General features: G+C 70.6%; 17 protein-coding genes. 7 read left to right on the top strand and 10 right to left on the bottom strand.

Annotation, left to right across the window (positions count from 1 at the left end; all coding sequences use genetic code 11):
- Positions 1–22: 22 nt before the first annotated feature.
- Positions 23–541 carry an N-acetyltransferase family protein gene (locus AB0I77_RS40065; protein ID WP_363287753.1) on the bottom strand — a complete coding sequence of 173 codons (519 nt, stop codon included), beginning with the start codon at positions 539–541 and terminating at the stop codon, positions 23–25.
- A gap of 172 nt (positions 542–713) precedes the next feature.
- On the opposite strand from AB0I77_RS40065, the gene AB0I77_RS40070 reads away from it, so the two are divergent.
- Complete coding sequence (locus AB0I77_RS40070) at positions 714–1,709, top strand: sigma-70 family RNA polymerase sigma factor (RefSeq protein ID WP_363287754.1); 996 nt, start codon at positions 714–716, stop codon at positions 1,707–1,709.
- A gap of 488 nt (positions 1,710–2,197) precedes the next feature.
- On the opposite strand, the gene AB0I77_RS40075 is transcribed toward AB0I77_RS40070, so the two are convergent.
- The gene (locus AB0I77_RS40075; RefSeq protein WP_363287755.1) at positions 2,198–3,166 is read right to left on the bottom strand and encodes a YafY family protein; all 969 of its coding nucleotides are present in this window, start codon (positions 3,164–3,166) and stop codon (positions 2,198–2,200) included.
- 62 nt (positions 3,167–3,228) lie between these two features.
- Here AB0I77_RS40075 and AB0I77_RS40080 point away from each other — a divergent pair, with 62 nt between their 5' ends.
- From AB0I77_RS40080 to AB0I77_RS40100, 5 genes are all read left to right on the top strand, one after another.
- Positions 3,229–4,749 (top strand): MFS transporter, encoded by a 1,521-nt coding sequence (locus AB0I77_RS40080; protein WP_363287756.1) that lies wholly within the window; start codon positions 3,229–3,231, stop codon positions 4,747–4,749.
- Between the two features lie 123 nt (positions 4,750–4,872).
- The gene (locus AB0I77_RS40085) at positions 4,873–5,634 is read left to right on the top strand and encodes a DeoR/GlpR family DNA-binding transcription regulator (RefSeq protein WP_363287757.1); all 762 of its coding nucleotides are present in this window, start codon (positions 4,873–4,875) and stop codon (positions 5,632–5,634) included.
- Positions 5,631–6,578, top strand: a complete 948-nt coding sequence (pfkB, locus tag AB0I77_RS40090; RefSeq protein ID WP_363287758.1) for a 1-phosphofructokinase — start codon at positions 5,631–5,633, stop codon at positions 6,576–6,578. The genes AB0I77_RS40085 and pfkB overlap by 4 nt, the downstream gene beginning before the upstream one ends.
- A 253-nt stretch (positions 6,579–6,831) precedes the next feature.
- Positions 6,832–8,898, top strand: coding sequence for a fructose-specific PTS transporter subunit EIIC (locus AB0I77_RS40095; protein ID WP_363287759.1), 2,067 nt, complete (start codon positions 6,832–6,834; stop codon positions 8,896–8,898).
- A gap of 91 nt (positions 8,899–8,989) precedes the next feature.
- Positions 8,990–9,244: a hypothetical protein gene (locus tag AB0I77_RS40100; protein ID WP_363287760.1), complete on the top strand. Its 255-nt coding sequence runs from the start codon at positions 8,990–8,992 to the stop codon at positions 9,242–9,244.
- 69 nt (positions 9,245–9,313) lie between these two features.
- Here AB0I77_RS40100 and AB0I77_RS40105 read toward each other — a convergent pair whose 3' ends face one another.
- The 4 genes from AB0I77_RS40105 to AB0I77_RS40120 form a co-directional block, all read right to left on the bottom strand.
- Positions 9,314–10,060 (bottom strand): DUF6227 family protein, encoded by a 747-nt coding sequence (locus tag AB0I77_RS40105; RefSeq protein WP_363287761.1) that lies wholly within the window; start codon positions 10,058–10,060, stop codon positions 9,314–9,316.
- A 186-nt stretch (positions 10,061–10,246) separates the two neighbouring features.
- Positions 10,247–11,470, bottom strand: a complete 1,224-nt coding sequence (locus AB0I77_RS40110; RefSeq protein WP_363287762.1) for an Ig-like domain-containing protein — start codon at positions 11,468–11,470, stop codon at positions 10,247–10,249.
- A gap of 160 nt (positions 11,471–11,630) precedes the next feature.
- On the bottom strand, positions 11,631–12,671 hold the full coding sequence (locus AB0I77_RS40115; RefSeq protein ID WP_363287763.1) for a P1 family peptidase: 1,041 nt from the start codon (positions 12,669–12,671) through the stop codon (positions 11,631–11,633).
- Positions 12,672–12,766: 95 nt separating this feature from the next.
- Positions 12,767–14,002 (bottom strand): low temperature requirement protein A, encoded by a 1,236-nt coding sequence (locus AB0I77_RS40120; RefSeq protein WP_363287764.1) that lies wholly within the window; start codon positions 14,000–14,002, stop codon positions 12,767–12,769.
- 123 nt (positions 14,003–14,125) lie between these two features.
- Between AB0I77_RS40120 and AB0I77_RS40125 the strand changes: the two genes are divergently transcribed.
- Positions 14,126–14,308, top strand: coding sequence for a hypothetical protein (locus AB0I77_RS40125; RefSeq protein WP_363287765.1), 183 nt, complete (start codon positions 14,126–14,128; stop codon positions 14,306–14,308).
- A gap of 7 nt (positions 14,309–14,315) precedes the next feature.
- On the opposite strand, the gene mscL is transcribed toward AB0I77_RS40125, so the two are convergent.
- The 4 genes from mscL to AB0I77_RS40145 all read right to left on the bottom strand — a co-directional run bounded on the left by mscL (position 14,316) and on the right by AB0I77_RS40145 (position 17,016).
- Complete coding sequence (mscL, locus tag AB0I77_RS40130) at positions 14,316–14,798, bottom strand: large conductance mechanosensitive channel protein MscL (protein WP_363287766.1); 483 nt, start codon at positions 14,796–14,798, stop codon at positions 14,316–14,318.
- A gap of 174 nt (positions 14,799–14,972) precedes the next feature.
- Positions 14,973–15,530: a hypothetical protein gene (locus AB0I77_RS40135; protein ID WP_363287767.1), complete on the bottom strand. Its 558-nt coding sequence runs from the start codon at positions 15,528–15,530 to the stop codon at positions 14,973–14,975.
- Between the two features lie 161 nt (positions 15,531–15,691).
- Positions 15,692–16,525: an S-methyl-5'-thioadenosine phosphorylase gene (locus AB0I77_RS40140; protein ID WP_363287768.1), complete on the bottom strand. Its 834-nt coding sequence runs from the start codon at positions 16,523–16,525 to the stop codon at positions 15,692–15,694.
- A 113-nt stretch (positions 16,526–16,638) separates the two neighbouring features.
- Entirely contained in the window at positions 16,639–17,016 is a 378-nt protein-coding gene (locus AB0I77_RS40145; RefSeq protein WP_363287769.1) for an FmdB family zinc ribbon protein, read from the bottom strand.
- Positions 17,017–17,036 lie beyond the last annotated feature (20 nt).

Below are 17,036 nucleotides of genomic sequence, written 5' to 3' on the forward strand. Positions count from 1 at the left end.
TGGCTGTGACGCTCCGGGTCGGCTACAGCTCCTTCTCGTACCAGGCCACGTCCCAGTAGCGGCCGAACTTCCGGCCGACCTCGCGGTACGTGCCGACGTACCGGAACCCGAAGCGCTCGTGCAGCCGCGTGGACGCCTCGTTGGGCTGGGCTATGCCCGCGTAGGCGCGATGCAGGTCCTCGCCGGCCAAAGCCTCGAAGAGGGCCTTGTAGAGGATTGTGCCGATGCCGCGGCGGCCCGCGTCCGGAGCGACGTAGACGGTGACCTCCACGGAGGTCCCGTAGGCGGGCTTCGCGCGGTAAGGGCTGGATGTGGCGTAGCCCAGAATTTCCTGTGAGCTCGCGTCCACGGCAACTTTTAGGCGGTGCGGGCCGTCTTCAGGGTGGGAGAGCAACCAAGGGCGGCGCTCTTCCGGAGTGAACACCGCGGTATCGAAGGTGATGGGCGTCTCGCGTACGTAGTGGTTGTAGAGGTCGGTGAGGGCTTCGAGGTCACTCTCGACTCCGGGCCTGACCTGCACCTCTGTACCTTCCGACGACATCCTGCCTCCTCTGTGGCGGCACAGGGTACTGCATGATCAGAAAAATCGAGGGTCGGGTTGGGAATTCTGTCCGAATTCCAGTCGTTGTTCCCATCAGATGCCGGGCACCCGAGGAGAGTGCCGAGCGTTCAAAGGACCACCCGCTGACCCTCATCATCACAAGGGAGCACGCATGGCAACCCGTGCCGTCGCCCGTCGTCAGTCCGCCAACGGCCGGACCGACGCGGCAAGCAGTGTTCGCGCCCATGGCGGCGAGATCGCCGACCGCGACCTGGTCGGCATGTACCTCGACGAGATCGCGCGCACACCGCTGCTCGACGCCGCCAAGGAAGTCGAGCTGTCCCAGATCATCGAGGCGGGTGTGTTCGCGCAGCAGATCCTCGACGGGGACGAGCAGTCCAAGGCGGACGCCACCCGTGAGGAACTTGAGGCCCTGGTCGCCGCGAGCGAGCGGGCCAAGGACGTCTTCATCCGCTCCAACCTCCGTCTGGTCGTCGCCGTGGCCCGCCGCTACCCCCGCAGCGGCCTGCCCCTGCTCGACCTGATCCAGGAGGGCAACGCCGGCCTGGTGCGCGCGGTCGAGAAGTTCGACTACCGCAAGGGCTTCAAGTTCTCGACGTACGCCACCTGGTGGATCCGTCAGGCGATCACCCGCTCGATAGCGGACCAGTCCCGGACGATCCGTCTGCCCGTCCACCTCGTGGAGGAGCTGGGCCGGATACGCCGAGTGCAGCGCGAGTTCAACCGCGAGCACGGACGCGACCCGGAGCCCGCGGAGATCGCCACCGAGCTCGCCTCGACGCCGGAGCGCGTGATCGACGTGCTCGACTGGGCCCGCGACCCGGTCTCGCTGAACATGGCGGTGGACGACCAGGGCGAGACCCAGTTCGGCGACCTCCTGGAGGACACGTCGGCGGTGTCGCCCGAGCAGTCGGTGCTGACACTGCTGCGCAGCGAGGAGCTCGACGACCTCATAGGCCGCCTCGACCAGCGCACGGCCTCCATCATCAAGATGCGGTACGGCATCGATGACGGCCGGGAGCGCACGCTGACCGAGGTCGGCAAGGAGCACGGCCTGACGCGCGAGCGCATCCGCCAGATCGAGAAGCACGCACTGATGGAGCTCAAGAAGCTGGCCCGCTCCACGGGCTTCGACGCGGCGGCGTGACGCCCCTTGGTGTCACGTCCCTCGCGAGGCGCGCGCGACCCGGCGTACGCCGGGTGGCGTACGACTACGGGGGGTCGCGTACGCCGGGTGGCGGAAGACAGCGCAAACATGGCCATGTAACGCCGCTTCAACCCACGGAGCCCCGGGAACAAGACTTCAGGGCCCAAGAGTTCGAGTACCAAGAGTTCGAGTACTTCGAGTCGTCACACGAGTCACCAAGTCCGGGAGCGGTCCCGGACCCGCTGAGCCAAGTCCCGCCGCAACCCCCCCCGGCGCCGCGGGACTTTCCCCGAGCCGGACTTCGACGCCCCTCCCCCCGGGCGTCGGAGTCCGGCTCTTTTTCTGCCGCGTGGCCGGCGGGCACAGCGAAGAGGCGGGACACCCCGTACCTGAACTCCGGGGTGGCCCGCCGAACGGCAGATTCTTTCACACGGGCGCACCGACTCGGATCGTCGCCGAGGGACTCCAGCCGGCCGGCCGGATGCACCTCACTCGCCGCCCGCCCGAACCAGCCGACCCCCCAACTCCCTTACACACCGTGCGAGTTCCTCAGGTTCCTGGACGGTGAAGTCGAACCCCAGCAGCGCCAACCGCACCGCCAGCCACTCCATCGAATCCCCGACCGTGCCCCGCAACCGGCACCGCCCCCCGGCCAGCGGCTCCGGCACCCCGAGCCATGCCGGCGTCTTCGCCGCGACGACCTCGGCCGCGGCATCGAACGTCACCGTGAACCCGTACGTCTCCTGCCGCCCTCCGGACATCGACTGGCGCAGATACTCCGCCGCGCTCCCCGTCGGCAACTCCCGCGGGGCGAACCGGGCCCCGGTCGCGAACGGATCGCTCACCCGGTCGACCCGGAACGTACGCCAGTCGCCGCGATCGAGGTCGTACGCGACGAGGTACCACCGCCGCCCGGTCGACACCAGCCGGTACGGCTCGACCACCCGCCGCGACTCGGCCCCGTCCCTGGCCTGGTAGCCGAACCGCAGCCGCTCCCGCCCGGCCACCGCCGAGGCCATCACGGTCAGGGTCTCCGGCGCGATGCTCGCCCCGTCCCCGCTGGTCAGCGGCGTGGTCGCGGCCTGGAGCGTGGAGACGCGGTGGCGCAGCCGGGACGGCAGCACCTGTTCCAGCTTGGCCAGCGCTCGTACGGACGCCTCCTCCAGGCCCTCGACCGCGTGCCCGGCGCCGGCCCGCAGGCCGACGGCGATCGCCACCGCCTCCTCGTCGTCGAGCACGAGGGGCGGCATCGCCTTGCCCGCGACGAGCCGGTAGCCGCCGTCGGAGCCCTTGGTCGCCTGCACGGGGTAGCCGATCTCCCGCAGCCGGTCGATGTCCCGCCGGACCGTACGGCGGGACACCCCGAGTCGCTCGGAGAGCTCGCCGCCGGGCCACTCGCGGGGCGTCTGGAGGAGGGAGAGGAGCTGGAGGAGCCGGGCCGGAGTGTCCGTCGTCATGAGATCGAGGATGCCGTACCACTAGGACATGATCTGACCTACTTGGTTTCTAGCTTTACGGCATGACCTCCACCGAACCTCTCGCGGGCAGCTCGGCCGGCCCGGCCCCGGCAGCGGACCGCCGCCGCTGGTACGCCCTCGCCATCGTGATGACCGCGGCCTTCATGGACCTCGTCGACGTCACGATCGTCAACATCGCCATCCCGTCGATCCAGCGGGACGCCGGCGCCTCCTTCAGCCAGATCCAGTGGATAACGGCCGGATACGCGCTCGCCTTCGCCGCCGGCCTGATCACCGGCGGACGTCTCGGCGACATCCACGGCCGCAAGCGGCTGTTCCTGATCGGCATCGGCGGCTTCACCGTCGCCTCCGCGCTGTGCGGCTTCGCCACGAACCCGGAGATGCTGGTCGCCTCCCGGATCCTCCAGGGCGGCATGGCGGCGCTGATGGTGCCGCAGGTCCTGTCGATCGTGCACGCCACCTTCCCGGCGCACGAGCGGGGCAAGGTCTTCGGGCTGTTCGGGGCGATCGTGGGGCTGGGCGCGGTCTCCGGTCCGCTGCTCGGCGCGCTGCTGACCGAGGGGAACCTGTTCGGTCTCGAGTGGCGGCCCATCTTCCTGATCAACCTGCCGGTCGGCATCGCGGGCCTGATCCTCGGCAGCCGTTTCATCACCGAGTCCAAGGCACCGAAGGCGCTGAAGCTGGACCTCGTCGGCGTCGCCCTCGTCACCCTCGGCATGCTGATGCTGATCTACCCGCTCACCCGCGGCGAGGAGCTGGGCTGGCCGCTGTGGGGATACGTGTCGATGGGCGGCTCGCTCGTCGTGTTCGGCGCCCTGGTGGCGTACGAGAGGCGCAAGGCGGCGCGCGACGGCTCCCCGCTGATCGAGGTGTCCCTGTTCACGGTGAAGAGCTTCGCCGCCGGCATCGCGGTGCAGACCGTCTTCGGGATCGCGCTGGGCATCTTCTTCCTGGTGTGGACGCTGTACATGCAGACCGGTCTGGGCTGGAGCCTGCTGCGGGCCGGGCTGACCGGCGTCCCGTTCTCGATCGCCGTATCGGCGGCGGCCGGCCTGTCGGTGCAGTTGCTGGTCCCGCGCTTCGGCCGCAAGGTGCTCCAGGCCGGCGCGCTGGTGATGGCGGCGGGCGTCCTGCTCTACCTCTGGGAGTCCGAGCGCTACGGCCTCGGCATCGCCTCCTGGCAGATGGCGCTGCCGCTCGTCGTGATGGGCGCGGGGATGGGTCTGATCGTCGCCCCGCTGACGGACGCGGTGCTGTCCGAGGTGCCGCGCGAGCACTCGGGTTCGGCGTCCGGACTCATCAACACCGTGCAGCAGATGGGGAACGCGCTGGGACTGGGCCTGGTGTCGGTGGTCTTCTTCGGCGTGATCGGCGACGACCTGCGGCCCGAGCAGGTGAGCCCGGCCTTCGTGGACGCCTTCCAGCACGCGCTGGGCTGGGTGGCCGCCGTGCTGGGCGTCATCTTCCTGCTGATGTTCGCCCTGCCGAAGCGGCCGGCGCAGCACGTGGAAGGGGCCGAGACGGAGCTCCGGGTGGAGGCCAGGGAGTCCGAGCTCGTGTAGAGAACGACAGACCGAAAGTCCGTTCATGCCCGAATCACGTCCGAACCTGTTTACTTTCCGGAAATCCGAGCGTAGCCTCCGAGCGAAACCACAGGTTCGGGCATAGGTCGGAGGCGAACGGACATGTACGCACCGGAGCGGCAGCAGGAGATCCTCCGGCTCGCCCGTGACGGCGGCCGGGTCGATGTCGTGTCGCTGGCCGAGGAGTTCCAGGTGACGGCGGAGACGATCCGCCGGGACCTGAAGGCCCTCGACCGCGCCGGCCTGGTCCGCCGGGTGCACGGCGGTGCCATCCCGGCCGGACGCCTCGACTTCGAGCCGGACATCGCCGAACGCGAGTCCACGGCTGCCGACGAGAAGGACCGCATCGCCAAGGCGGCCCTCGCGGAACTGCCGACCGAGGGCACGATGATCCTCGACGCCGGTACGACGATCGCCCGCCTCGCCGGCGCCCTCCCGCTGGAGGCCTCGCTCACCGTCGTCACGCACAGCCTGCCGATCGCGGCCCGCCTCGCCGACCACCCCGGCATGCAGCTCCACCTCGTCGGGGGGCGCGTACGGCATCGTACGCGCGCCGCTGTGGACGCCTGGGCGCTGCGTGCGTACGGCGAGATCCGGGCCGACGTCCTGTTCATCGCGGCCAACGGCTTCTCGGCCGACCGCGGCCTGACCACGCCCGACCTCGCCGAGGCCGCGGTGAAGCGCGCGGCGATGGCCGCGGCCCGCCGCGTGGTGCTGCTCGCCGACTCCGCCAAGCACGGGCAGGAGCACTTCGCCCGCTTCGGCAGCCTGAGCGACGTGGACCTGCTGATCACCGACAGCGGGTTGAGCCCCGAAGACGCCATCGCGATCGAGCGCGGCGGCACGGAAGTAGTGCGCGCATGATCCTCACCGTCACCCCGAACCCGTCCCTCGACCGTACGTACGAGGTCCCCTCGCTGGAGCGCGGTGAAGTCATCCGCGCCACCGGCGAGCGCATGGACCCCGGCGGCAAGGGCGTGAACGTCTCGCGCGCCGTCTCGGCCGCCGGACAGCGCACGGTCGCGGTGCTGCCCCTGGGCGGTGCGCCGGGGGCGCTGGTCGCCAGTCTGCTCGACGCGCAGGGCATCGAGGTCGCGCCGGTCCCGGTCGCCGGAGCCACCCGCTCCAACATCGCGCTCGCGGAGTCGGACGGCGTGCTCACGAAGATCAACGCGCCGGGGCCCGAACTGTCCGCCGCCGAGCAGGAGTTGCTCCTGGAGACGGTGCGCAGGCAGTCGCTCGACGCCGACTGGATCGCCTGCTGCGGAAGCCTGCCGCGGGGGCTCGCGCCGTCGTGGTACGCCGAACTGGTCGCGCGGGCGCACGCCGCCGGCACGCGCATCGCGCTGGACACCTCGGGGCCCGCACTCCTCGCGGCGCTGCGCGAGCGGCCCGACGTGGTGAAGCCGAACGCCGAGGAGCTCGCCGAAGCCGTCGGACGCCCCCTGGCCACGGTGGGCGACGCGGTGAAGGCGGCCGAGGAGTTGCGCGAGATGGGCGCGCGCGCCGTACTCGCGAGCCTGGGCGCCGACGGGCAGTTGCTCGTGGACGGCGCGGGCGCCTGGTTCGCCGGCGCCCGCGTGGCCGCCGTACGCAGCAATGTGGGCGCGGGCGACTCCTCGCTCGCCGGTTTCCTGATCGCCGGCGGCAGCGGACCGAAGGCGCTCGCCTCGGCGGTCGCGCACGGCGCCGCGGCCGTACAGCTGCCCGGCAGCGTGATGCCGACGCCGCGCGACCTGGATCCGGCGGCGGTGACGGTCACGGCCGAGGTGCCGGTGGATCGCGTACTGAAGGAGCCGGTGTCATGACGTTCCCCACGCGCCCCCTCGGGCTGACTGGACCGGCCTCGAACAGGCCCACTGGACCGGCATTGATGCGGCGATACTCCCCCTTAGTCGCCGCGGCCGTAGGGAGGCAGGGCCACCTGAGCCGGCCCGCCGCCCGGAGGGGGCGGGGCTTCCCCCGTCCCGCCTCCTCCACCCCCACGAACCCCCACTGCACTTCCGTCCCCACCCGCGCCCGTTTCACTCCCCGGGCGATACGCGTGCGAAGGAGCCCGCGATGAGCGAGATGATCACCGCGGATCTGGTCGATCTCGACCTGTCCGCCGACAGCAAGGAAGCGGCGGCGCGTGCCCTCGCCGAGCGCATGGTCGCCCTGGGCCGGGTGACCGACCTGGAGGGCTTCCTCGCCGACGTGGCCGCCCGCGAGGCGCAGATGCCGACCGGCCTCGACGGCGGCATCGGCATCCCGCACTGCCGCAGCGAGCACGTCACCGAGCCGACGCTCGCCTTCGGGCGCAGCGCCGCCGGCATCGACTTCGGCGCGCCGGACGGCCCCGCCGACCTGATCTTCCTGATCGCCGCCCCGGCCGGCGCCGACGACGCCCACCTGACGATCCTGTCCTCGCTGGCCCGCCAGCTGATGAACACCGAGTTCACCGACGCTCTGCGGTCGGCGGGCGACGCGACGGCCGCGGCGGCGCTGATCCGCGGCGAGGAGCCCTCCGCCGCGGCCGGTGACTCCGCCGGTGGCTCCGAAGACTCCGTGGCGGCTTCGGCGGCGGCCTCCGCCGAAGCCGCCACGGACACCGACGACGACGGTGACGGCGACTTTGACGCGCCCCCCTTCCGCATCGTCGCCGTCACCTCCTGCCCGACCGGCATCGCCCACACGTACATGGCGGCCGAGGCGCTGGAGAACGCGGGCCGCGAGGCGGGCGTCGAACTCGTCGTCGAGACGCAGGGCTCGGCCGGCTTCACCCGGCTCGACCCGGCCGTCATCGCGGCGGCGGACGGCGTGATCTTCGCGCACGACGTGCCCGTACGGGAGAAGGACCGCTTCGCCGGGAAGCCGACGGTCGACGTCGGCGTCAAGGCCGGCATCAACAAGCCCGCCGAACTGATCGCCGACGTGCGCGGCAGGGCCGAGCGCGGCGAGAGCACCGCGCCCGCCACGGGCGGTACGCCCGTCGAGCGGGCCGGCGAGCCCGGCGAGGGCTACGGCACCAAGCTCCGCAAGTGGCTGATGACCGGTGTCAGTTACATGGTCCCGTTCGTCGCCGCGGGCGGTCTGCTGATCGCTCTCGGGTTCGCGATGGGCGGCTGGGAGATCGCCAACGCGCCCTCGGTCATGAAGCACTTCTCCTGGACCGAGGTCGACAGCTGGGGCGCCCTGCTGTTCCAGATCGGCGGGGTCGCCTTCGGCTTCCTCATCCCGGTCCTCGCCGGATACATCGCGTACGGCATGGCGGACCGCCCCGGTCTCGTCCCCGGCTTCGTCGGCGGAATGATCGCCTCCCAGATCGCCGCCGGCTTCCTGGGCGGCCTGGTCGCCGGTCTGCTGGCGGGTGGCGTCGTCCTCGCGATCCAGCGGATCAAGATCCCGCCGGTGCTGCGCGGCATCATGCCGGTGGTGGTGATCCCGCTGATCTCCTCGCTGATCGTCGGCTTCCTGATGTTCGTCGTGGTCGGCAAGCCCATCGCCGAGGCCCAGAAGGGCATGACGGACTGGCTCTCCGGCCTCTCCGGCTCCAACGCGGTCCTGCTCGGCATCCTGCTCGGCCTGATGATGTGCTTCGACCTCGGCGGCCCGGTCAACAAGGTCGCGTACGCCTTCGCCACGGCCGGTATCGCCGTCCAGGACCCCAGCGACTCCGCGATGAAGGTCATGGCCGCCGTGATGGCCGCCGGCATGGTCCCGCCGCTGGGCATGGCGCTGGCCACCACCATCCGCAAGAAGCTCTTCACCCCGACCGAGCGCGAGAACGGCAAGGCCGCCTGGGTCCTCGGTGCCTCCTTCATCTCCGAGGGCGCGATCCCGTTCGCCGCGGCGGACCCGCTGCGCGTCATCCCGGCCTCGATGGCGGGCGGCGCGGTCACCGGCGCCCTCTCGATGGCCTTCGGCGCCACCCTGCGCGCCCCGCACGGCGGCATCTTCGTGGTCCCGCTGATCGGCCACGCCTTCCTCTACCTGATCGCCATCGCGGTGGGCGTGTGCGTCACGACGGCCGTGGTCGTCGTACTGAAGAGCATGCGCAAGCCGGTACCGGGGGCCGTGACCGCCGAAGTGGCGGCGGACGGCTCGGCCGCGCCGTCGGCGGAGCGGAAGCAGCCGGTCGCGGCATAGCCCTTGGGGCTGCCGTGAGTTGTGCACGGCACCTGCGAGATACATCACGGTCCGGGACCAGAGTCCCGGACCGTGGTGTCTACTGGAGCGCATGCCTGAGCACGTCTCCGTCTACCAGCTGCTTGGTATGACCTTCCTCGTCCTGGTGACCGTGGCCTGGGGGATCGGTCTGGTCTACATGCTGCGCCGCGGCCGTCTGGAGGCGTCGCTGTGGCGTGCGGCGCAGACCCTGCCCGCGCCCGCGCACCAGCGGCAGGTCGGCCCGCAACGGGAGTTTGTCGAACTGACCCCGGCGGAGGAGGACGAGTTCGCGGGTCTGGTACGACGTCTCAGCGCCGACCGCTGAGACCACTGACCCGCGAAGACCACTGACCAGCGAAGACGACTGACCCGCTGAGGGCGAGGCGCGCTCCGCTCAGGAGACCTGCGCCGCCCGCCGCTCCATCGCCTCCCGGGCCGCTTCCTCGCTCACGTACACCTCGCACATGTGCCGGCCGTCCGGTGTCGCCGTGTGCTCGACCTCCCAGAGGGAGACCTCCTCGCCGTCGCGCAGCAGGAACGCGTGCTCGTAGAGCGAGAAGCACAGCCCGGCGCGGCCCGCCCGGCACGGGCGTCCGAAGGCCTGCGTGATCCGGTGCGCGAACGCCGTGGCCAGCAGCGCGGCCGTCTCTGTGTCCGGCCGGTCCGGGTTCTCCGCCCGGCGCAGCAGCCGGCGCGCGTGATCCGCCGAGTCGTCCGGCAGGTACGCGTGCCGCGGCAGCGGGACCGGCGACAGCTGCACCGTCACCGGCAGCTCGAAGTCCGGTGCGTCCGACGGCAGCGGCAGCCGCCCGGTGGCGGTGCGCAGCTCCTCCTCGTCGACGTACACCTCGTGCTGCGGGGCACTGCCCGGCGCGGTGTTGTGGACGAGCTCCCAGAGGGTGAGCGCCGAACCGTCGGCGAGCAGCCAGGTGTGCCGGTACGTCTCGCGGTGCAGCCCCGCGCTGTGATGCGCGGAGTGCAGCGAACTGTCGTACGCCAGCGCGCAGTCCAGTCGCCCTATCGTCTCGTCGGGCAGCTCGAAGGAGTTCAGGGCGCGGCCCAGGAGCCGCGCGAGGTGCTCCTCCGGAGACTCGGGCGACTCTGGTGGTTCGTACGCTGTGGTCTCGTACGGAACGCTCAAGGCTTCTCCCGGCGTTGCTGCATGTCACCTTGTGGGTGCATACCGTAGCCCCTCGTCGGACATCATGTCCGGGAACCGAGAAAACGTACGCCCGGAAAACGGGCGGGCCGCGGGGAAAGTTCCCACGCGACCCGAGGATCCGTCAAAAAACGCCGGTCAGAGGCTTCTTGTGGCGGCTTGCGAGACTCAGACGGCGCTGCCCGCCACCCATTCGTTCCACGCCAGATTCCAGCCGTTCAACCCGTTGTCAGGTGCCACCTGCTTGTCCGGGGAGTTCTTGACGATCACGACGTCCCCCATGAGCGAGTTGTCGTAGAACCACTTGGCGGGCGTGGCCCCCTTCGCCCCCTGCACGTCCTGAAGGCCCACGCAGCCGTGGCTGGTGCCCTCGCGGCCGAAGGGCGGATTGCTCTTGCTGTACCAGTAGTTGCCGTGGATGAAGGTCCCCGACGTGGTCAGCCGCATCGCGTGCGGCACGTCCGGGATGTCGTACTCGCCGCCGAGGCCGACCGTCTGGCTGTTCATGCGCGTCTGCGTGAACTTCTCGGAGATCACCATCTGCCCGTTGTACGTCGTGAACTTCGCGCTGCCGGCCGAGATCGGCACCGACTTGAGGGTCTTGCCGTCCCGCGCCACCGTCATGGTCTGCGTGTTCACGTCGACCGTGGAGACCTGCGAGCGCCCGATCGTGAAGGTGACGGTCTTCTTCTGCACCCCGTAGACGCCGTTCGCGCCCTCGACCCCGTCCAGGTCGATCTTCATGGTGACCTTGGAGCCGGCCTTCCAGTACTCCTCGGGCCGGAAGTCGAGCCGCTGCGAGCCGAACCAGTGCCCGACCACCTTCTGCCCGCTGCTGGAGCTGACCGTGATGTGCGACTGCACGGCCTTCTTCTCGCTGATCACCTTGTCGAAGTTGAACGACACCGGCATCCCGACACCGACCGTCGTCCCGTTGTCCGGCGTGTACGTCCCGATGAAGCTGTGCGCCGAAGTGACGGTGGTGAAGATGGAGTTGGCGGCCGCCGTACGGCCCTTCGCGTCCTTCGCGGTCGCCGAGATCTGGTACTTCGTGCCGCGCTCCAGCTGCTCCTTCGGCTGCCAGCTCGCGCCGTCGGCCGACACCGAGCCGGCCACGGCCTGCCCGCTCCCCGCCACCGTCATCCTCACGTCGGTCAGCTTGCCGTCGCTGACCTTCACCCCGGTGGTGTTGATCGACGCGTCGGTCGAACCGTCCTTGGCGGAGATGACGAGCTTCGCGGCGGAGGTCTGCGTGTTGGTGGAGTCCTTGCCGCCCTTGCTGTCATTGCTGGCATTGGCGTTGCCGCCGCAGGCGGTGAGGGTGAGGGCGCCGACGATCAATGCGGCACAGGCCCCGAGTGTGCGTCGCATTGCTTTGTTCGGCGTTGTCACAGGCTGCTCCCAGTTCATGTGGTGTGCGTGATCCACTCCAGTCCGTGGAGAAAATCCATACCGAAAGAGGGGTTCGGCGGCCGGTGAGGTTCCCGCCGGCCGCCGTGTACGCCATCACGTGACAGAACCGGGACAAACGCTGAGCGTGATCGCCGGGCGGCTACCGGCCCCCGTACAACTCCCCGTACAACTCCCCGTAGGACGGCCACACTCCGCCGGGCCCGTCCACCGACTCGGCGGCCCGCACCGCCCGTACGATCGCGCGCGTCACCAAGTCCGCGCCCGCCGCGAGGATCTCGTTCAGCGCGAGCGGGCTGCGGGCGTCGAGCGGGCGCTCCCCGGTCGCCAGCGCGAACACCGTGTCCCCGTCGTTGAGCAGATGCACCGGCCGCACCGCGCGCGCGATGCCGTCGTGCGCCGTGCCGGCCAGCTTCTGCGCCTGCGCCTTCGACAAGTCGGCGTCGGTGGCGACCACCGCGAGCGTGGTGTTCAGCGGGGGAGGCCCGCTCCGTTCCGCCGCCTCGGCGAGGCGCCGGCCCGCGGCCTCGTGGACGCGCGCCTCCGGGTAGTCCACGCGCCCCTGGAACAACTCCCCGTACAGGACGCCCGTTTCCGGATCCCTCGCCGAGCCCGCCGCGTTGGCCACCACCAGCGCGGCCACCGTGATCCCCGAGTCGAGGACGGTGCTCGCCGTGCCGACGCCGCCCTTGACCGGCCCGACCGCGGCGCCCGTACCCGCGCCCACGCACCCTTCCGGCACCAGTGCGCCGGGTTCGCTCGCCGCCGCCGCCTCGACCGCGGCACGCCCGGTGGCCGCGTCCGGCCGGGCCCGGAAGTCGCCGCCCCGCCCCAGATCGAAGAGGCAGGCGGTGGGCACCACCGGCACGACATGCGCCGGGTCGGCCCCGACCCGCACCCCGCGCCCCCGCTCCTCCAGCCAGGCCATCACCCCGGACGCCGCGTCGAGCCCGTACGCGCTGCCGCCGGTCAGCACGATCGCGTCGACCTTCTGCACGAGGTTGCGCGGGTCGAGGGCGTCGGTCTCCTTGGTGCCGGGTCCGCCGCCACGCACGTCCACGGCGGCGACGGCCCCGCCCTCCGGGGCGAGCACGACCGTGGTGCCGGTGAGCCAACCGTCGCCGGTGCGCGTCGCATGTCCCACCCGCACGCCGGGGACGTCTGTCAATGCGTCAACTGTCATGGCTTTCCTGGCTTTCATGGCCTTCCTGGCTGTCATGGGGACCAGTCTCGTCCAGCCACCGGCCGCCCTGGCCCCCGACATCAGCGGGCCCGACATCAGGCGGTGGCGTCCGCTGTCTCCCGTCTCTCCCTGGTGACCATGCGCGCCGTCAGCGCCGAGCCGACCGCGACCGCCAGCGCCGTCACGATGCCCGCCGCGAGCACCGCCCAGTCGCCCAGGAAGGTGCAGCCGATCACCAGCAGCGCCGTACTCGGCAGGACCAGTTGCTGGGCGATGCCCACCTTGAAGTGGCGCGAGTGCAGCACCCAGACGGTGAGCAGATACAGCGCCGTCGGCAGCGTCACCGCGGCCGACGCGGCCGGCGTGGAGATGTGCGCCTTGCCGACCGTCTGCTCGACCGCCACCTCCAGGCCGGCGCCGATCGCGGCGGCCGAGGCGAAGACCAGATAGTGACCGTAACCCCACAGGAACGCCTGCCTGTTGGAGCGCAGATGACCGTGGATGGGCACCACGAAGTAGATCCACCAGGCGGCGAAGATGATGAGCAGGCCGCCCGCGGCGATCGGCAGCACATCGTCCAGCGCGTCGTTCTCGTCGATGCCGGACTTCACGGCGATCGTGGCCGCGGCGATCGTCTCGCCGAGCACGATGATCGTGAACAGCCCGTACCGCTCGGCGATGTGGTGCGGATGCCAGGACGTGGGATGGTCCTTCTCGGCGAAGAGCGGCACGCACATCTCCAGCAGCGCCATCACCAGGAACACCCAGGGTCTGCCCCCCTCGGGCAGGACCAGCAGCCCCAGCCAGCCGATCTGGCAGAGCAGTACGCCGACGGCGTACCGCAGGGCCATCGTGCGCTCCGGGCCCTCGCTCGACAGCGCCACGCGCAGCCACTGCCCCGTCAGAGCGAGCCGCATGATCAGATAGCCCACCACGACGGCCAGGAAGTCGTGGTCCTCGAACGCCCGGGAGACTCCGGCCGCGAGGACCAGGACGCCGGCGATCTGGAGCAGGGTGACGACCCGGTAGAGGGCGTCGTCGTTGTCGTAAGCCGAGGCGAACCACGTGAAGTTCATCCACGCCCACCAGATGGCGAAGAACACCATCGCGTAGTTGAGGATCCCCTCGCCCGTGTGCGCCTCGGCCACGGCGTGCACCAGCTGTATGCCCGCCTGGGCGATCGCCACGACGAAGCACAGGTCGAAGAAGAGCTCCAGCGGCGAGGCGGTCCGGTGCGCCTCGTCGCGTGGGCGGGCGGCGAGACGACGAAGGGGCCCGCGGTTTCCGGGCGCGCCCGAGGGCGCCGGCGACGGTGTCGAACTGGGCATCATGAGCCCAAGCACAGCAGACGGAGCGCTGGATTTCTCGGCACTGGCCGCACGGGCGGACGCGAGCCCCCAGCCACCCCAGCTTCCGCAGTCCCCGCAGAAGCGTCAGGGCCGTACCCTGGACGCATGACCACCGCCCCCGACCCCGCGCCGCGCGAGCCGAAGCCCGCGTTGGTCTTCGACGATCCGCTGGACCAGCAGTCCTCGGACGACACCGACCGCGGGTGGGGCGAGCGGCCCGGCGTCGGCAGCGACAGCGCGGCCGACCTGAAGCGCTTCCTGGACGAGAAGCCGCCCCACCACATCTGAGCCCGCGCTACGGCTCGTCGTGGCCCGAGCCGCGCTGTCGCTGCTGCGCGAGCAGCGCGTCGCGGATCTCCTTGAGCACCTCCAGCTCGGTCACCTCGATGACCTCGTGCGTGCCCTCCTTCGCCTTCCTGCGGGCCTCCGCCCGGGCCAGGTACTTCGACATGGGCAGGACCATCAGGAAGTAGACGACGGCCGCGGTGATCAGGAAGGTGAGGGTGGCGCCGAGGACGGATCCCCACATGATCTGGACGCCGCTCGTCACCGTGCCGTCCGCCGCCACCCTGCACGGGTCCTTGAGACACGAGCTGTAGCTGTCGAGGTTCTTGGTCCCGATCGCGCCGACCAGCGGGTTGATCATGCCCTTCACCATCGAGTTGACGATGTTGGTGAAGGCCGCGCCGATGACCACCGCTACGGCCAGATCGACGACGTTCCCGCGCATCAGAAAGGCCTTGAAGCCCTCCCAGACGCTCGGCTTCTTCTCGCTCACCTTGGGGACTCTCCTCGCACGCACAGGTTGTGGAACAAACAGCTCCGCAACCTACGTGAGGACTGGGCAACTCCGTCCAACGGGGTAGCTCCATCGAGCGAGTTGAGAGGCGAGTTGAGAGGCGAGTTGACAGGAAAACGCGCACGATGCGCATCACGATGCCCATCACGCGGCTCAGCACAGCGTCACCGCCAGCCGTGCCGTCGCGCTCGCGCCGGCGAGGCGCGCCGCGGTGGAGCGCGGCACCGAGAGCACGACCAGCGCCCCGCCCTCGACAGCGCTGTCCAGCCTCTCGGGCACCTTCGTCACCCGGGCCCCGCGCGCGACCACCCGTGCGTCGCCGCCCAACCCGTCTTCCTGTGCGGCGATGACGTCCACCCGGTCGCCGGGCCGTAGCAGCCGGACCGTCGCCCCGTCGGCGATCCGCACGGGGGCACCCACGAACTGGACGGCACGGTGTTGCCGTACGGAGTCGGCCACGGGGTGGCCGCGGGTCCGCTCCGCGTCTTGAGGGCCCGTGTCCTGGGGCCCTGCCGCCACGAGCGCCGCCGCGGTGACGGCGAGACCGGCCGCCACGGCCCGCCTTCGGTGCCGTACGAGCCGTTGCAGCTGATACCGCCCGCCGCGTACGCGCACGGGAGCGAAGTGCGGGACCTCGCAGGTCGGGGGAGCGTCCGTGCCCAGCGGGCGCGGAAAGAGAGGAGAGGGGGAGGGGGAGGGAGCGAAGGACATGTGGACACCACCTGCGACCGGGAGACGGGAATCGGCTTGCGATGCCACGATGACGCTTCGCGCCGATTCCCGCTGAGGCCGGTGGGCTACTGGCGGGTTGTGGACAACTCCCTCACTCGAACGAGGAATTCCGCCGCCTTCTGCCGGGACGTTGGTCCCTACTACGGCAGCGCGAACCCCGGATCCATCCCGCCCAGCGCGTTCGTGCACAGGCAGTCCCGCTCCTCGTTCGAGGGCAGCGCGGCCACCGCGTCGAACAGCACGCCCCGCAGCCGGTCCACGTTCGCCGCGAACACCCGCAGCACCTCGTCGTGGGAGACGCCCTCGCCCGTCTCGGCGCCGGCGTCGAGATCCGTGACCAGGGTCAACGACGTGTAGCAGAGCTCCAGTTCACGGGCGAGCGCCGCCTCGGGATGGCCGGTCATGCCCACCGTCGACCAGCCCTGCGCCTGGTGCCACAACGATTCGGCACGGGTCGAGAAGCGCGGTCCCTCGATCACGACCAGCGTGCCGCCGTCGACCGGCTCCCAGTCCCGCCCCCGGGCCGCCTTCAGCGCGGCGGCCCGGCCGGCAGGGCAGTAGGGGTCGGCCAGCGACACATGCACCACGTTCGGCACCATGCCGTCCGGCAGCGGCAGCCCGTCGAAGTACGTCCCCGCCCGGGACTTCGTACGGTCGACCAGCTGATCCGGCACGAGCAGCGTGCCGGGCCCGTACTCGGGGCGCAGGCCGCCCACCGCGCACGGGCCGAGGACCTGGCGCACGCCGACGGACCGCAGCGCCCACAGGTTGGCCCGGTAGTTGATCCGGTGCGGCGGCAGATGGTGTCCGCGTCCGTGCCGGGGCAGGAAGGCGACCCGCCGGCCGGCCACCTCGCCGAGGAAGAGGGAGTCGCTGGGCGGCCCGTAGGGGGTGTCCACCTGGACCTCGGTCACGTCCTCGAGGAACGAGTAGAAGCCCGATCCGCCGATTACGCCGATCTCTGCGTTCTCCATGCCCAGCACAGTAACCGGCACCGCCCGCGATTGGCGGCCGGGTCCGGGAAACGCCGAGGACCCCGTCGTCGTACGAACTACGACAACAGGGTCCGGTGCGCGCCCCCTACCGCTTACGCGGCGGAGCTACTGCTACTGCTGGACGAGGTTCCCGACCCCGAGGCCTTCGAGCCCGACGCCTTCGAGCCTGACGTCTTCGAGTCCGACGACTTCGAGTCCGAGGACGAAGACGTGGAGGACGCGGAAGACGAAGAAGAGGAGTCCGAGGACGCCGACGACTTCGAGGACGAGGCGGGCGCGCTGCTCGACGAGGAGCTGCGGCTGTCATTGCGGTAGAAACCGGAGCCCTTGAAGACAATACCGACCGCGGAGAACACCTTCTTCAGGCGGCCAGCGCAGCTGGGGCACTCGGTGAGGGCGTCGTCGGTGAACTTCTGCACCGCTTCGAGGCCCTCGCCGCACTGGGTGCACTGGTACTGGTAGGTGGGCACTGTCTTCCTCCTGGCACTCT

This window comes from Streptomyces sp. NPDC050619 (genome assembly GCF_040654815.1).
In the GTDB taxonomy this organism is placed as follows: Bacteria; Actinomycetota; Actinomycetes; order Streptomycetales; family Streptomycetaceae; genus Streptomyces.

What these genes read in the sequence shown, in the direction of transcription:
- AB0I77_RS40065 (WP_363287753.1), bottom strand. Translation starts at nt 541, where the DNA reads ATGTCGTCGGAAGGTACAGAGGTGCAGGTCAGGCCCGGAGTCGAGAGT.
- AB0I77_RS40070 (WP_363287754.1), top strand. Translation starts at nt 714, where the DNA reads ATGGCAACCCGTGCCGTCGCCCGTCGTCAGTCCGCCAACGGCCGGACC.
- AB0I77_RS40075 (WP_363287755.1), bottom strand. Translation starts at nt 3,166, where the DNA reads ATGACGACGGACACTCCGGCCCGGCTCCTCCAGCTCCTCTCCCTCCTC.
- AB0I77_RS40080 (WP_363287756.1), top strand. Translation starts at nt 3,229, where the DNA reads ATGACCTCCACCGAACCTCTCGCGGGCAGCTCGGCCGGCCCGGCCCCG.
- AB0I77_RS40085 (WP_363287757.1), top strand. Translation starts at nt 4,873, where the DNA reads ATGTACGCACCGGAGCGGCAGCAGGAGATCCTCCGGCTCGCCCGTGAC.
- pfkB (WP_363287758.1), top strand. Translation starts at nt 5,631, where the DNA reads ATGATCCTCACCGTCACCCCGAACCCGTCCCTCGACCGTACGTACGAG.
- AB0I77_RS40095 (WP_363287759.1), top strand. Translation starts at nt 6,832, where the DNA reads ATGAGCGAGATGATCACCGCGGATCTGGTCGATCTCGACCTGTCCGCC.
- AB0I77_RS40100 (WP_363287760.1), top strand. Translation starts at nt 8,990, where the DNA reads ATGCCTGAGCACGTCTCCGTCTACCAGCTGCTTGGTATGACCTTCCTC.
- AB0I77_RS40115 (WP_363287763.1), bottom strand. Translation starts at nt 12,671, where the DNA reads ATGACAGTTGACGCATTGACAGACGTCCCCGGCGTGCGGGTGGGACAT.
- AB0I77_RS40120 (WP_363287764.1), bottom strand. Translation starts at nt 14,002, where the DNA reads ATGATGCCCAGTTCGACACCGTCGCCGGCGCCCTCGGGCGCGCCCGGA.
- AB0I77_RS40125 (WP_363287765.1), top strand. Translation starts at nt 14,126, where the DNA reads ATGACCACCGCCCCCGACCCCGCGCCGCGCGAGCCGAAGCCCGCGTTG.
- AB0I77_RS40135 (WP_363287767.1), bottom strand. Translation starts at nt 15,530, where the DNA reads ATGTCCTTCGCTCCCTCCCCCTCCCCCTCTCCTCTCTTTCCGCGCCCG.
- AB0I77_RS40140 (WP_363287768.1), bottom strand. Translation starts at nt 16,525, where the DNA reads ATGGAGAACGCAGAGATCGGCGTAATCGGCGGATCGGGCTTCTACTCG.